The following is a 13,923-nucleotide window of genomic DNA, read 5'->3' as shown; positions in this document are numbered from 1 at the left end:
TCCGGCTTTTCCGGCCCGCTGCTGACCTAAATGGGATCTACCGTGATCCCGGTCCGCATCGTCCCGAGGAGAGTCGCCATGTCAACCACTCAGCCGGCCGGATACACGACCGTGGCGCCATGGATCGTCACGCCCGATACCGGGCAATTGCTGGACTTCATTGCCGCGGTGTTCGATGGGGTCGAGGTGGGCCGCGTGAAGTTGGAGGACGGGACCATCGGTCACGCCGAGATGCGCGTCGGCGACACCGTCTTGCTCGCTTTCGATCGCAGACCGGACTGGCCCGTGATGCCGTCCTTGCTGCGAGTCTTCGTTGCCGACCCGGACGCGACGATCGAACGAGCTGCCGCCGCCGGTGCCCGTGTCATCACCGCGCCGGCGACCCAGGCGTTCGGCCAGCGAGGTGGGCGGGTGCGTGATCCGTTCGGCAACATCTGGTGGATCAGCACGGTGGTCGAGGTGGTCGCTCCTGAAGCAGGCATGCGCCGGCTTGCCGAGCCGGAATATGCGGAGGCGATGCGTGACGCGCAGGAGACTCTCGACCGGGAACTGAGCGGCAAGACCGACGGTGTCGTCAGCCGCCCGGAACACTGAAGCGGCAGGACGTCCCGGCCCGGCTGGTCTCTCAAAGGCCCAGCAGTTTCAGGTAGGCGACGACGTCCTCCGGATCCGTCGTGGCGCAACCGACGTAGTTGTCCGGGCGGATCAGGAGCAGGGTGGGCTCGTGAACGTCGTAGGACTGCCAGACCGCGCCCTCGCCGGAGGTGAGCTGATGCGGGTGCACTGACGACGGCAGGGCCGGCAGCGCACCCTCGAAACCGAACGCGAGCAGCGTGGCGTGCCCGCCACGGAGCAGGTCGAAGACCCGGCGGCCGTCGGCGAGCGGAGCGTCCGGGGCGCGGTCGCCAGCCTGGACCAGGCCCGGAGCGGCACGGTGCTCGGCGGCGAGCGGGCCGCCGCGATAGGACAGCGTGAGCTGGCGCAGCACCGGATCGTCGCGGCGCATCGCGTCGGTGTCATTGGCGACGTGGCGGCGGTGCAGGTCGGTGCTGATGCCGAGCACGCCCGCGGCGACCGGGAGGCGCTCCGCCTCGTAGGTGTCCAGCACGGCGTCGTCGCCGGTGGCCAGTTTCCACCCCAGGTTGTAACCGTCCTGGATGCCGGTGTTGAGTCCCTGGCCGCCCGCCGGGGAGTGGACGTGCGCGGCGTCGCCGGCGAGGAACACGCCGCCCACCCGGAAGCGGGCGGCCATCCGGATGTTGGCCCGCCACTGGGACGTCCAGCCGATCTCGGTGATGGTGATCGCCGGGTCGACCGACGCGACGAGCTGCTCGATCGGGGTGTCCGTGGGCGGGGCGGTGAGCTGCCACCAGTCGCCGCCGGGCAGCGGGCACAGGCCCAGCCGGAACGCGGGCTCGCCCGGCCAGACGTGCCAGTGCGAACGGTCCAGACCGGACAGTCGCACGTCGGCGATCAGCATCTGCTCGTCCTCGTGGGTGGAGCCGAGGAAGTCGACGCCGAGCGCCCGCCGGACCGTGCTGCGGCCGCCGTCGGCACCGACGACATAGCGCGCGGTCACCACCTCGCCGGTGTCGAGCGTGACCCGGACCCCGCCGGAGTCCTGCTCCAGCGCGGCGACGCCGACCCCGAACTCGACCGGCACCCCCTCGGCGAGCAGCTCGCACGTCCGCCACTGGGGAACCATCAGCATGTTCGGATAAGGGACCTCGGGGGTCGGGTCGTGCAGCTCGTCCATCCGCCAGGCGGCGGTCACACCGTCGGGGCGGTGCACCAGCATCTCCGGATAGTCGTCGCCGGCCGCCCGGAACCGGTCGATCAGGCCCAGGTCGTCGAGCACCTCCAGGGTGCGCGGCTGCAAACCCTTGCCCCGCGAGCCGACGAACGGCCGTGCAGATCTCTCGACGATGCGGAACGGCACGCCGAGCCGTTGCAGCTGGCGGGCCACGGTGAGGCCGGTCGGGCCGGCACCGACGATTACGGTGAATCTGGATTCAGTGAACATGGATTCACCGTCGGCCGCTGATACGCTCCCGGTCAAGGGGGTGGCTTTCGGGATGCGGGATGAGCTGGGCGTGCGGATCGATCTGGCCTGGCCCGATCCGTCCGGAGCCGGCAGGCAGCCCAACTCGCGCCGTCAGCAGGCGGCACAGACCGAGGCCGAGTTGAAGGCCGCCGCGATCCGCGTCTTCGAGCGGGTCGGCTACCTCAATGCGAAGATCACCGACATCACCGCCGAGGCGGGCCGGGCCACCGGTTCGTTCTACAAGCACTTCGCCGGCAAGGAGGCGCTGCTCGAGGCGCTGCTGGCCGACCTGCTCACCGAGGGCGACGCCAGCGCCGAGCTGCCCGGGCACGGCACCGACTTCCAGGACCGCGACGCGGTCCGGTTCCACGTCGCCGCGTTCTGGGACTTCTACCGCCGGCACCGCGTGATCATGGTGGCGTTGCAGCAGGCGGCCCTGGTGGACGAGGCGTTCGCCGAGCGCAGCCGGGACATGCTCGCCCCCGACCTGGGCCACATCGCGGACCACCTGGCCGGCCTGGATCTCCCCGGCGACCCGCTGGTCACCGCGTCGCTGTTCGGAGCGACCGTCAGCAGCTTCGCCGCCACCTGGCTCAACCCCGCGACCCGCCCCGGCCTCGGCCGCGAGCTGACCGACGACGAGGCCATCGAGACCCTGACCACGTTCCTGCACCGGGGCTTCGGCGCGTCCTGACCGGAAATGCACGCCCGGTCAGGCGCTGCTCCGGACCGCTGCGCGGCTCCCACGACGCCCGTTCTTCTTTCGGTACGCCCGGAGCACCGCCCGCCTCGCCACGGCGAAGCGGTGTCTAGCCGCGGGCCGTCTCGTCCAACCGTCGCCCGGCTCGTCGTGTCGCGGCCCGGCTCGCTCTGTCACGGCCCGGCTCGCTCTGTCACGGCCCGGCTCGCTCTGTCACGGCCGGGCTCGCTCTGTCACGGCCGGGCTCGCTCTGTCACGGCCCGGCTTGTTCTACCGCGGCCCGGCTTGTTCTACCGCGGCCCGGCTTGTTCTACCGCGGCCCGGCTTGTTTCAGCCGCAGGTCGGCTCGTCTTGCCGGAGTCGGCTCGCCCTACCTCCCCGGCTCGCCCTGCCGTTCCCCGGCTCGCCCTGCCGTTCCCCGGCTCACCCTGCCGTTCCCCGGCTGCGGAACAGGGACTTCCCGTCGGGCAGCTGTCAGGTGGTCGCCGACAGCCGGGTCCGGCGGACAGCCAGCAGGGCCGCAGTCAGGATCACGGCGGCTCCGAGGATCAGTGGCGGGTGGGCACCCACCTGGGAAAGGGCCGCACCGAGAGGGATCGCGAGGGTGATCGGGCCGAACATGACCATGTTCCCGGTGGCGGCGACCCGGCCGAGCAGGTGATCGGGGGTACCGGTCTGGATCGCGGTGATCCCGGCGATCAGGGTCCACGGCAGGCCGAGGCCGGTCAGGGCGCTGCCCGCGAGCATCGCCGGCCACCAGGGCAGCGACCAGGTCACGCAGGCGGCGGCGAAGAGGACCGCGCCGAGCGCGGCGACCCGGGCCGGCGCCAGGTGGGCGAGCAGGCGGCCGACCAGGAGACCACCGAGGATCGAGCCGGCGCCCTGGACGCTGGAGAGGATGCCGAGATGGGTGGCCGGGCGGTGCAGATCGCCGACGAGGTGCAGCAGCACGGCGGCGTTGGTCAGCCCGGAGACCGCGATCGCCACGGCCGCCACCAGCACCGGCGTCCGCACCGGCTCCCGCCAGAGCCTCCCCAGCCCGACCCGCACACTCCCCCAGCCGAACGTCACCGCCCGGCCCTCCCCCTCCACCGACCGCCCACTGTCCTGACCGGACTCCCCCAGCCGGGCATCCGCCGGAACAGGCCGATCCCCCTGCCCCGACTCCCATCGGACATCCGCCGGACCAGACCGATCCCCCAGCCCCGACTCCCACCGGACATCCGCGGGGACAGACCGATCTCCTTGCGTTTCCGCACGCCAGGGTTCAACCGGAGTGGACCGCTCGCCTTCACCTCGGCCCCGCCGGGCGCCCGCCTCGGCAGGCGGGCCACCCCGCCCCTCGCCGGCGCTGACCGGAGCGGGCTGGCCGGCCCGTTGCGGCGGGCTGGGCCGGGTGGTGGACGGTCGGAGTTGGACTAGGGCGTACAAGGCGGCGGTGACCAGTGGCAGGGCGGCACAAAGCAGCACCACCGCGTGCGGCCCGCGCCAGGCGTACAGGGCGGCGCCCGCCAATGGGGCCAGCAATTTCATGCCCTCCTGGGCGCTGGAGCGCCAGCCGTTGACGTCGCCCAGCAGGTCGGCCGGCAGGGCGGCCGGGAGCAGGGCGGTCTCACCGGCGTCGAGCAGCACGTAGCTGAACCCCCGGACCAGCAGGACCAGATAGATCCAGGGGGCGGACGAGGTGGCGAGCAGGGTCAGGATCACGGTGCCGATCAGCACGTCGACCGCGATCAGCAACGGGCGCCGGGGGAAACGGTCGACCAGGGCGCCGAGCCACGGGGCGGCCAGGGTGGGTGTGTAGACGCCGATGCCGGCCAGCGCCGCGAGGCCGGCGGAACCGGTCAGGTCGAGGATCCACAGGCCGGCGGCGAGCCCGAGCGCGTAACTGCCGAAGCCGGAGAAGAGGGAGATCAGCACGAACAGGACGGCGTTCCGGCGCATGGGTCACTCCAGGATTGAGTCCGTAAGGCTCACATCCTGTGGGCTTGAGTGCAGAGGTGTCAACCCGGACTTGCTGCCGTGAAGCTCGCCTCCAGACGGTCGACGGCGGCACGCAGCGGTGCCGGGAAGCGCGGGACGCCGGGCGCGGTGAGGTCGGCGAGCGCCTGGGCGGCCAGGTCGTAGAGGGCGCCGGGCGGGGCGTCCGGGGCGGCGGCCAGGGTCTCCCGGACCAGGGTGGCGCGCGGGAACCGGGCATCCCACCGACGGTCGGCACCGATCCGGCGATGCAGGTCGGCGACGGAGTCACGCAGCTGGGAAGGGCTTTCGCCGTACCCCACATCGAGCCGCACCCGAGACGGCCGCGACTCGCGCTCGGCGACCTGGGCCAAGCGGTCCCGGCGCTGCTCCGCCGCCTGGCGGCTGGCCAGCCCGAGCGCCTCGGCGATCGCCGGCCAGGTCGCGCCGTCACGCCGGGCCTGGTCGATCAGCGCCAGCTCCTCGGCATCAAGCCGCGCGCGATGCGCGCGAATCTCGCGAAGCGCGGAGAGGTCAGCCACACCCCCACCCTAGCAGATGTCAACAATCAGTTGACAACCCAAAGCCCCCGAGCTGGCACTCAACGCCCCACTCCGGGAGGCGATAGGGCCATGACGACCAGCCGAACCCCCCGAGCTGGCACCCATCGCCCATCCCGGGCAGCGATAGGGCCATGACGACCAGCCGAACCCCCCGAGCTGGCACCCATCGCCCATCCCGGGCAGCGATAGGGCCATGACGACCAGCCGAACCCCCCGAGCTGGCACTCAACGCCCTACCCCGGACGGCAATAGGGCCATGACCGCCAGCCGAACCCCCCGAGCTGGCACCCAACGCCCCACCCCCGGACGGCAATAGGGCCATGACGACCAGCCGAACCCCCCGAGCTGGCACTCAACGCCCTACCCTGGACGGCAACAGGGCCATGACGACCAGCCGAACCCCCCGAGCTGGCACTCATGGCCCTATTCCGGGCGGCGACAGGGCTATGACGGCCAGCTGAGATTGCTGAGCTGGTGCTCATGGACCTATCACGGGTGGTTGCACGACGGGTTCGGTGACCGGTCGGCTAGAGCGGGTCGCAGCCGGTTGTGATCTGGCTGACCGGCGCTACGGGACGGCGCGCCGGTCAGCCCTTGGCGGTGATCAGCAGGTCGATGCCGTCCAGGAGGCGGGCCAGGGCCACCTCGAAGGAGCGGTCGGGCTCATCGGCGCGGAAGACGCCCGCGGCGACGGCCTCGGCCAGCGCCGGGAAGCGGTCCGGCGTGACGAAGCGGTTGAGCAGCGCGCCGTAGTCCGTCAGCACGTCCGGGGTGCCACTGAGCAGCACCGCGCTGATCTGCGCCTCGCCGCGGGTCAGGTAGAGGGCGGCCAGCACCATCTCGACGCGTTCACGGTGGCTGAGCGGGGTGCCGGCGAAGGCGGACAGGCCGCGATCGAGCCAGGCGAGCTGCCCGGGCTCCAGCGGCGGGCGGCCCATCGAGGCTTGCAGGAGCCACGGGTGGGCGGCGAGCACTCCGCGCAGCGCCCGCGCCCACGCGGCCAGTCCGTCGCGCCAGCCCGGCGGCAGGGACGGCGGCTCTCCGGGTGCGGCGTTCTGCATGAAGACCAGCAGCTCGTCCTTGTTGGCGACGTGCCGGTAGAGGGACATCGGCGCGCAGCCGAGCCGCTCCGCGAGGCGGGCCATGGAGAGGGCGGCGAGGCCGTCACGATCGGCGATCGCGATCGCGGTGGTCACGATCCGCTCCAGGCTCAGGGTCGGCTGCGGGCCACGGGTGGGTCGCTCCGCGACGCCCCAGAGGACCTGAAGGGTACGCGGTAGGTCGGTCGGCACCGGCCCATCGTAGGGGCTTCCCGGTTTACTGCGTATGGCATACGCTCAATTGCGTAGACCATACGCAGAAGGGGAGCCGGCATGACCCGATGGTGGCGACGCCCGTGGATAGTCCCGCTCGCGGCGATCGTGGTGATCTTCGTGGCGTTCTCGATCCCGCCGTACCTCAGCTTCGACCCCGCACGGTCCCGGGTGCCTCAGCCGCCGTCGCTGGGAGTCGCGCACTTCTGGCTGCTCGTGCCGCACGTGCTGTTCGGCAGCGTGGCGCTGGGGACGGCGGTGTTCCAGATCTGGCCGTGGTTCCGGCAGCGGTATCCGGTGGCGCACCGGCGGATCGGGCGGCTCTACGTGTTCGGCGGGGTGCTGCCGGGCGGACTGTGTGCGCTGACGATCGGGGCGTTCACGCCGTTCGGGCCGGTGACCCGGGCGAGTGACGTGCTGCTGGCGCTGCTCTGGCTCGGGACGACCGTGGCGGGCTGGCGGGCGGCGCGGCGGCGGCGCTTCGGCGAGCACCGCCGCTGGATGATTCGCAGCTTCGCACTGACGGCGTCGATCATCAGCAACCGGATCTGGGGCGCGATCTTCGCGATCGCGCTGCTGCCGCGGCTGGACACCACGTTCCATGGCGATGAGAGGCTGCTGAGCTGGGTGGTCTCGGCGGGCGCGGCATGGTTGGGGTGGACGATTCCGCTGCTCGTCGCGGAGTGGTGGCTCGACCGTGACCGCACCCGGGGGCGTCGCCGGGACCGTGGTCAGGACCGGCGCCGGGTCCCGGGTGCCGACGCGGAGCACGCCGCCGCGGGTTCCGGCGCCCCGGTGGCCTGATCCGGGCAGCCGGGACCAGGTGAGCCACGCCGCGACGGCGCCTCGGAACGCCGACACACCTCTCACGGCCGGCGACCCCCCTGGCCGGCGGCGACAGTGCCGCACAACATCGACGCCCCGACGGCCGGCCGATCCCGAGGATGTCTCGGAACGCCGACACACCCCTCACGGCCGGCCGACCCTCCCGGCCGACCCCGAGGGGTGCCGGCTCGACTCGCCCAGCGAACCGCGAGGGTGCCTCACGGTCGGTGAGACACCCTCGGGGAACCAGTCGGTCGTGGACAGCGCGGCGGAACCGAAGTCAGCGTTCGCCGGCGCAGACGACCGGGCTGGGCGGCCGCGAGTCCGACGGTTGAAGGGAGGGCTCGTCGGTGGCCGGCTGCTGGAGGGAGAGCTGGTCGGAGGACGACCGCTGGAGAGAGAGCTGGTCGGGAGCCGGGTGCTGGAGAGAGAGCTGGTCGGTGGCCGGCTGCTGGAGGGAGAGCTGGTCGGAGGACGACCGCTGGAGAGAGAGCTGGTCGGGAGCCGGCTGCTGGAGGGAGGGCTGGTCGGAGGACGGCCGCTGGAGGGAGGGCTCGTCGGGGGCCTGCTGGAGGGGCGGCTCGGTGGCCGCGGCCGGGGCGGGCGGGTGGCGCAGGGCGGTCAGGACGATCAGCAGGGCGGCGACGACGAAGGCGGCCGCCGTCAGGAAGGCGAGGCTGTACCCGTCCCGGAGGGCCGGCGTCTCGGGCAGTCCGGCGGACGTCCGGGCGGAGGTGCGGCTCGCGGCCACCGCGGCCAGGACCGCCAGGCCGAGGGCGGCGCCGGCCTGCTGGGCGGTGTTGATCAGGCCGGAGACCAGGCCGGTGTCCTCGTCGGACGCGCCGGCCATGGCGAGCATCATGATCGCCGGGACGGTCACGCCGACGCCCAGGCCCATGATGATCAGCGGGGTGAGGACGTCGATCAGGTAGGACGGGTCTGCCGGGACGCGGACCAGCAGGGACAGGCCGATCGCGAGCAGCAGCAGGCCGGTCAGCAGGACTCGGCGCGGGCCGAAGCGGGCGGTCAGGCGGGCGGCGACGACGAGGGACACCAGGCCGATCACGATCGGGGTCGGCAGGAAGGCCAGGCCGGTTCGCAGCGTGTCGAGGCCCATCACGCGCTGGAGGAACAGGGTGTTCACGAACTGGAAGCCCATGCCGGCGGCCAGGATCAGGATGACGGCGGCGTTCGCGGCGAGCAGCCAGGGACGGCGGAGCAGGCGCAGCGGGACGAGGGGTTCGGGCGCGCGGCCCTGGCGTACCAGAAATGCGCTGATCAGCAGGACCGAGCCGGCGGCGAGCAACCACGCCGGGGCCGGCGGGCTCGGCTCGCCGACCGTGACGATGGCGTAGACGCCGAGCGACAGGCCGGCGGTGATCAGCGCGGCGCCCAGCAGATCGATCCGGCGGGTGACCGCCTGACCGGCCGCGGACCGCGCACCGGCGGCGGGTGCGGGGAGCAGGCGGCGGCCGGCGAGCCAGGCGGCCAGGCCGATCGGGACGTTGATCAGGAAGATGGCGGGCCAGCCGGCCAGGTCGGTGAGGACGCCGCCGGCCACGAAGCCGATCGCGGCGCCGCCGGCCTGGGTGAAGCTGAAGATGCCCATGGCGCGGGCCTGCGGGCCGGGCTCCGGGTAGAGCCGGACGATCATGCCGAGCACGACGGCGGAGGCGAGGGCGCCGCCGACGCCCTGGACGAAGCGGCCCGCGACCAGCAGGCCCGCGGTCGGCGCCAGGCCGCAGAGCAGGCTGGCGGCGGTGAAGACGCTCAGGCCGGCCAGGAAGACGCGGCGGGCGCCGAGGAGATCACCGAGGCGGCCGGCGAGCAGGAGGAAGCCGGCGAAGGCGACCAGGTAGCCGTTGACCACCCAGGCGACGCCGGCCGGGGTGAAGCCGAGATCCCGCTGGATGGCGGGGATGGCGACGGCCACGATCGTGCTGTCCAAGACGATCATCAAGGCGACGGTGCACAGAACGGTCAGCGTCGCTCCACGGGAAGGAGTCATGAGCCGACCGTAACAGATAATCCGCTACGGAACTATCTGTTGGAGGATCATCTTCTGGCAGAGGATCGCGGGGCGCTCACTTGCCGCGGGCGCGGCGCACCGGCTGGGGGCCGGCGAAGGACTCCTGCGCCAGGGACTCGAGCAGGCCGAGGAACGCGGTGCGGGACTCCGCGGGGAAGCCGGCCAGCGCGTCGCGGTGCACCCCGTCGACGATCCGCTGGCCCTCCTCCGCGGCGAGGCGGCCCTTCTCGGTGACCGCGATGATCCGGGCCCGCCGGTCGGTGGCCGACGCCTGACGCTCGGCCAGGCCGCGCCTCTCCAGCTCGTCGACGGTGCTGACCATGGTGGTCTTGTCCAGCCCGGCCAGCGCCGCCAGCTGGATCTGGGTGCGCTCCTCCTCCAGCGCGTGCACCAGCACGCACTGCATCCGCGGGGTGAGATCGACCTCGGCGAGGGCGGCGGCGAGGCGGTTGGTCAGCGTGTGCCCGGCTTCGTTGAGCAGGCGGCTGACGTCGAGCACGGTGCGGTCAGGGACGGTGCGTTCGGGGACGGCCATGAAACAAGGTTATCCCCGGATCGTCCGTAAGCGGACGATCCGGGGACGAGGAGGGGCGGCCGGCGGGGCCCCGTGTCAACCCGCCGGCCGCCCGGTATCAGGCGAAGGTCACCCAGGCCGGCGCGTAGGGCGTCACGCGCAACGGCATCCGGGCCTCCGCGGGAGTCCGGTCCCGCTTTCGGTTGTTGCAGCGACCGCAGGCCGCCACGGTGTTGAGCCAGTCGTTCCCGCCGCCGCGGGACCGGGGCAGGATGTGGTCGATGGTGGTGGCCGTCTCCCCGCAGTACCCGCAGACCTTCCGGTCCCGGGTCAGCACCCCGGCCCGCGACCAGCCCGGGCCGCGCCCGCGCCGCCAGCGGGTCACCACGTAACTGACCAGGCGGACCACGGTCGGGACCTGATAGACCCCGATGGTCGCGTCCGGCTGCGCCTCGTGCACCACCGCCACCTGACGGAACAGCATCCGGATCGCGTGCCGGAGGCTGACCCGGTGCAGCGGCCCGCAGTCGGCGTTGAGAACCAGCACCGCGCTCATTCCGTTTCACCTCCGTCAACTCTTTTTCCACCACGAATTCGCAGCTCACAGCCGTGACTGCTGAGGAAGAAAATAGGCGCGGCATCGACGGCCGACAACCGATTAAAGAGCGCGACGGACCGCGATCCACAATTGCACGAGGCCGGCGAATTGCAGGGCTGCCCAGAGCGCCGGCGGCACCCAGGGCAGCGCCACCACGGCGAGGCCGGCCAGGCCGAGGCCGGCCACCAGGACGCGGGTGGGCCGCTCGGCCACGGTGACCGCGCCGATCTCGGACATGCCGGCGGCGGTGGCGCGGGCCCGGAGGTACTCGTGCAGCCAGCTCGCGGCGCCGGCCACGACGACGAGCCAGCCCGGCGCGCCGACGAGCCAGAAGGCGGTCAGCCAGGCGGCCTCGCCGAGGCGGTCGGCCATCGAGTCGTACACAAAACCGGTTTTGGTCACCCGGTCCGAGACCACCGCGACCGCCCCGTCGAGCCCGTCCGCGAGCGCGGCCAGCACCACCAGCAGGGCGGCCGCGAGGAGGCTGAGGGGCGCCACGAGCGGCACGGCCACGCAGAGCAGGAGGCCGAAAGTGGTCACTGCCATCGGCGACACGCGGTGGCTGCTCAGCCACGCCCCGATCCGGTACGCCGTGCGCACCCACCCGCGCACCACCGGCGACGCCCGCCGCGGGTCGAATCCGCCGTGCAGCCCGGACCAGGCGGTGGCGTATTCGTCCCAGTTCACGCGGCCGCGGCGACTTCCGGCGGGGCGAGCCGCTGCCACACCTCGCGGGTCGCGGTCGACCGATTCATGGTGATGAAGTGGATGCCCGGCACGCCCTCGTCGAGCAGCCGCGCGCACATCTGCGCGCACTTCTCGATGCCGAGCTCACGCACCGCCGCGTCGTCCCCGGCGACCCGCTCGAACTCGCGCAGCAGCGCCGGCGGGAACGGCGCCCCGGACAGCTGGGTGGACCGCTCGATGGTGGCCAGCCGGGTCACCGGCATCACCCCGGCCACGATCGGGGTGCCGCAGCCCTCGGCCGCCACCCGGTCACGCAGCCGCAGGTAGTCGTCGGCGTCGAAGAACATCTGGGTGATCGCGTAGTCCGCGCCGGCCCGGCACTTGCGGACGAAGTTGCGGGTGTCGTCCTCGACGTCCGCCGAGCGGGGGTGCTTGTAGGGGAACGCGGCCACCCCGACGCTGAAGTCCCCGGACTCGCGGATCAGCCGGACCAGGTCCGCCGCGTAGTCGACGCCCTCGGGATGGCGCACCCACTCCCCCGCCGGGTCGCCCGGCGGGTCGCCGCGCAGCGCGAGCACGTTGCGGATCCCGGCGCCGGCCAGCCGGCCGATCACGTTGCGCAGGTCGGCGACCGAGTGGTCGACGGCGGTGAGATGGGCCAGCGGCAGCAGGGTGGTCTCGGTGGCGACCCGCTCGGTGACCGCGACCGTGGTCTCCCGGGTGGTGCCGCCGGCGCCGTAGGTGATCGACACGAAGCTCGGCCGCAGCGACTCCAGCTCCCGGATCGCCTGCCAGAGCAGCCGCTCCCCGTCGATCGTCTTCGGCGGGAAGAACTCGAACGAGAAGGTCGGCGCCGCGCCACGGATCAGCTCGCCGACCGACGGCGTGCCGGGCAGCTTGGAGGGGAGACCGAGAGACACACCGGGCACTCTACCGGGCCGGTTTACCGGGGTATCTGCGCGAACAAGTAGCGTCGTCGTGTGACGACTTCCCCGCTCGAACTGGCCGGGCTCCGGCCCCGGGTCGACAAGGCGCTGACCGCTTTCCTGGCCGCGCAGCGCGACCGGCTGCTGGCGATCGACCCGGCGCTGGCCGAGGTGGCCGCCACGCTCACCGAGTTCGTGCTGGGCGGCGGGAAAAGGCTGCGGCCCGCGTTCGGCTACTGGGGGTTCCGGGGCGCCGGCGGGTCCGACACCGACGAGGCGGTCGCCGCCCTCGCGTCGCTGGAGCTGGTGCAGGCCAGCGCGCTGATCCACGACGACCTGATGGACCGCTCGGACACCCGGCGCGGGGTGCCGTCGGTGCACCGCCGGTTCGAGCGGCTGCACGCCGGGTCGGGCTGGCGCGGGTCCGCGGCCGGGTTCGGCGAGTGCGCCGCGGTGCTGCTCGGCGACCTGGCCCTGGTCTGGTCCGACGAGCTGCTGCACACCTCCGGGATGCCGTGGGCCGACCTGGCCCGGGCCCGGCCGGTGTTCGACGCGATGCGCACCGAGGTGACCGTCGGGCAGTATCTCGACGTGCTCACCCCGGTGACCGCGGACACCTCGCTGGAGCGGGCCGGGAAGGTCGCGCAGTACAAGGCGGCCAAGTACACCGTGGAGCGCCCGCTGCTGCTCGGCGCGGCGCTGGCCGGCGCCGGGCCGGAGGTGTCCGCCGCCTACTCGGCGTTCGGGTTGCCGCTGGGTGAGGCGTTCCAGCTGCGCGACGACGTGCTCGGCGTGTTCGGCGACCCGGCGCAGACCGGCAAGCCGGCCGGGGACGACCTGCGCGAGGGCAAGCGGACCTATCTGGTGGCGGCGGCGTTCGGGGCGCTCGGCGCGGCCGGGCGGGCGGAGCTGGACGCGGGCCTCGGCGATCCCGGGCTGGACGACGCCGGGGTGGCGCGGCTGCGGGCGCTGATCCGCGACTGCGGCGCGCTGGACGCGACCGAGGCGCGGATCGAGGAGCTGATGGCCGGCTCCCTGGCGGCGCTCGACCGGGCGCCGATCGAGGAGGAGGCGCGCGGCGTGCTGCACCGGCTCGCGGACGCGGCTACCCGTCGCTCCGTCTAGCTCCGGCGGCCGGGGTCCGCTGCACGCCGCGGCGGCCCCACACGATCCACAGCGAGAGGGTGCTCAGCACCATGGCGAAGCCGAACAGCAGGTCCTCGACGGGGGCGTGGACCAGGCGCCAGCCGATGATCGCGTCCGGGTCGTAGATGACGATGTTCCGCCCGGTGAGGATGCCGTTCGAGATCAGCTGAAAACCGAAGATGATCGGATAGGTCGCCCAGAAGACCAGGCGGGTCACCAGCTTCGTCCGGAAGATCAGCAGATCGAGGGCCAGAGCACCGAGGACTCCCAGTACTGCCGCGGTGGTGTAACTCACTCGTCCCCCGCGGGTCGTCGCAGCACCGCGCGCACCGCCTCGAACCCGAGGATCGCGCAGACCGGCACCACCAGGAAGAACAGCACCTCGTCGAGCGGCAACCCGGCGCCCAGATAGATCCCGGTGATCTGCCCCGGGTCGAAGGTCCAGTGCCCGGCGGCGATCGCCCCGAGGTCCCAGAGGACGAAGACGACCGCCACCGGCAGCACGGTCAGCAGCAGCCGGCGCCACCGGCGAAGCACGTTCACCCGCAGGATCGGCTCCAGCCACAGGGCGCCGGCCAGGCAGCCGGCCAGCACCAGCACGTACGCCAGATGCCGCACG

General features: G+C 72.6%; 15 protein-coding genes. 4 read left to right on the top strand and 11 right to left on the bottom strand.

Translation table 11 applies throughout. The features are described 5' to 3' along the window. The first annotated feature begins 78 nt into the window (after positions 1-78). Positions 79-594 carry a VOC family protein gene (locus tag Aiant_RS29990; protein WP_189336386.1) on the top strand — a complete coding sequence of 172 codons (516 nt, stop codon included), beginning with the start codon at positions 79-81 and terminating at the stop codon, positions 592-594. Between the two features lie 31 nt (positions 595-625). Here the strand turns inward: Aiant_RS29990 and Aiant_RS29985 are convergent, their stop codons facing one another. Further along, entirely contained in the window at positions 626-2,023 is a 1,398-nt protein-coding gene (locus tag Aiant_RS29985) for an FAD-dependent monooxygenase (protein ID WP_189336385.1), read from the bottom strand. Between the two features lie 52 nt (positions 2,024-2,075). Here Aiant_RS29985 and Aiant_RS29980 point away from each other — a divergent pair, with 52 nt between their 5' ends. Next, complete coding sequence (locus Aiant_RS29980; RefSeq protein WP_189336384.1) at positions 2,076-2,738, top strand: TetR/AcrR family transcriptional regulator; 663 nt, start codon at positions 2,076-2,078, stop codon at positions 2,736-2,738. Positions 2,739-3,218: 480 nt separating this feature from the next. Here the strand turns inward: Aiant_RS29980 and Aiant_RS29975 are convergent, their stop codons facing one another. The 3 genes from Aiant_RS29975 to Aiant_RS29965 all read right to left on the bottom strand — a co-directional run bounded on the left by Aiant_RS29975 (position 3,219) and on the right by Aiant_RS29965 (position 6,558). After that, entirely contained in the window at positions 3,219-4,688 is a 1,470-nt protein-coding gene (locus tag Aiant_RS29975; RefSeq protein WP_229831414.1) for an MFS transporter, read from the bottom strand. A 59-nt stretch (positions 4,689-4,747) separates the two neighbouring features. Then, a complete protein-coding gene (locus Aiant_RS29970; protein WP_189336383.1) occupies positions 4,748-5,245 on the bottom strand; it encodes a hypothetical protein in 498 nt (165 codons plus the stop codon). Between the two features lie 608 nt (positions 5,246-5,853). Next, on the bottom strand, positions 5,854-6,558 hold the full coding sequence (locus Aiant_RS29965) for a TetR/AcrR family transcriptional regulator (protein WP_189336382.1): 705 nt from the start codon (positions 6,556-6,558) through the stop codon (positions 5,854-5,856). An 81-nt stretch (positions 6,559-6,639) separates the two neighbouring features. On the opposite strand from Aiant_RS29965, the gene Aiant_RS29960 reads away from it, so the two are divergent. After that, positions 6,640-7,383, top strand: coding sequence for a DUF2306 domain-containing protein (locus tag Aiant_RS29960; protein ID WP_189336381.1), 744 nt, complete (start codon positions 6,640-6,642; stop codon positions 7,381-7,383). Between the two features lie 301 nt (positions 7,384-7,684). Here the strand turns inward: Aiant_RS29960 and Aiant_RS29955 are convergent, their stop codons facing one another. From Aiant_RS29955 to metF, 5 genes are all read right to left on the bottom strand, one after another. Next, positions 7,685-9,412, bottom strand: a complete 1,728-nt coding sequence (locus Aiant_RS29955; protein WP_189336380.1) for an MFS transporter — start codon at positions 9,410-9,412, stop codon at positions 7,685-7,687. A gap of 76 nt (positions 9,413-9,488) precedes the next feature. Next, positions 9,489-9,968 (bottom strand): MarR family winged helix-turn-helix transcriptional regulator, encoded by a 480-nt coding sequence (locus tag Aiant_RS29950; protein WP_189336379.1) that lies wholly within the window; start codon positions 9,966-9,968, stop codon positions 9,489-9,491. A gap of 97 nt (positions 9,969-10,065) precedes the next feature. Further along, positions 10,066-10,503, bottom strand: coding sequence for an HNH endonuclease (locus Aiant_RS29945; RefSeq protein WP_189336378.1), 438 nt, complete (start codon positions 10,501-10,503; stop codon positions 10,066-10,068). Between the two features lie 102 nt (positions 10,504-10,605). After that, complete coding sequence (locus Aiant_RS29940; RefSeq protein ID WP_189336377.1) at positions 10,606-11,232, bottom strand: CDP-alcohol phosphatidyltransferase family protein; 627 nt, start codon at positions 11,230-11,232, stop codon at positions 10,606-10,608. Continuing rightward, complete coding sequence (gene metF, locus Aiant_RS29935; RefSeq protein ID WP_189336376.1) at positions 11,229-12,152, bottom strand: methylenetetrahydrofolate reductase [NAD(P)H]; 924 nt, start codon at positions 12,150-12,152, stop codon at positions 11,229-11,231. Before metF ends, Aiant_RS29940 begins: the two co-directional genes overlap by 4 nt. A gap of 60 nt (positions 12,153-12,212) precedes the next feature. Between metF and Aiant_RS29930 the strand changes: the two genes are divergently transcribed. Next, positions 12,213-13,283 (top strand): polyprenyl synthetase family protein, encoded by a 1,071-nt coding sequence (locus Aiant_RS29930; protein ID WP_189336375.1) that lies wholly within the window; start codon positions 12,213-12,215, stop codon positions 13,281-13,283. Here Aiant_RS29930 and Aiant_RS29925 read toward each other — a convergent pair. Beyond that, positions 13,264-13,599, bottom strand: coding sequence for a lycopene cyclase domain-containing protein (locus tag Aiant_RS29925; RefSeq protein WP_189336374.1), 336 nt, complete (start codon positions 13,597-13,599; stop codon positions 13,264-13,266). The genes Aiant_RS29930 and Aiant_RS29925 overlap by 20 nt on opposite strands. After that, positions 13,596-13,922 carry a lycopene cyclase domain-containing protein gene (locus tag Aiant_RS29920; protein WP_189336373.1) on the bottom strand — a complete coding sequence of 109 codons (327 nt, stop codon included), beginning with the start codon at positions 13,920-13,922 and terminating at the stop codon, positions 13,596-13,598. The genes Aiant_RS29925 and Aiant_RS29920 overlap by 4 nt, the downstream gene beginning before the upstream one ends. Position 13,923 lies beyond the last annotated feature (1 nt).

The organism is Actinoplanes ianthinogenes (genome assembly GCF_018324205.1).
Taxonomy (GTDB): Bacteria; Actinomycetota; Actinomycetes; order Mycobacteriales; family Micromonosporaceae; genus Actinoplanes; species Actinoplanes ianthinogenes.
This window is presented reverse-complemented; position numbering and strand designations above follow the sequence as displayed.

What these genes read in the sequence shown, in the direction of transcription:
- Aiant_RS29960 (WP_189336381.1), top strand. Translation starts at nt 6,640, where the DNA reads ATGACCCGATGGTGGCGACGCCCGTGGATAGTCCCGCTCGCGGCGATC.
- Aiant_RS29955 (WP_189336380.1), bottom strand. Translation starts at nt 9,412, where the DNA reads ATGACTCCTTCCCGTGGAGCGACGCTGACCGTTCTGTGCACCGTCGCC.
- Aiant_RS29985 (WP_189336385.1), bottom strand. Translation starts at nt 2,023, where the DNA reads ATGTTCACTGAATCCAGATTCACCGTAATCGTCGGTGCCGGCCCGACC.
- Aiant_RS29945 (WP_189336378.1), bottom strand. Translation starts at nt 10,503, where the DNA reads ATGAGCGCGGTGCTGGTTCTCAACGCCGACTGCGGGCCGCTGCACCGG.
- Aiant_RS29980 (WP_189336384.1), top strand. Translation starts at nt 2,076, where the DNA reads ATGCGGGATGAGCTGGGCGTGCGGATCGATCTGGCCTGGCCCGATCCG.
- Aiant_RS29950 (WP_189336379.1), bottom strand. Translation starts at nt 9,968, where the DNA reads ATGGCCGTCCCCGAACGCACCGTCCCTGACCGCACCGTGCTCGACGTC.
- Aiant_RS29975 (WP_229831414.1), bottom strand. Translation starts at nt 4,688, where the DNA reads ATGCGCCGGAACGCCGTCCTGTTCGTGCTGATCTCCCTCTTCTCCGGC.
- Aiant_RS29990 (WP_189336386.1), top strand. Translation starts at nt 79, where the DNA reads ATGTCAACCACTCAGCCGGCCGGATACACGACCGTGGCGCCATGGATC.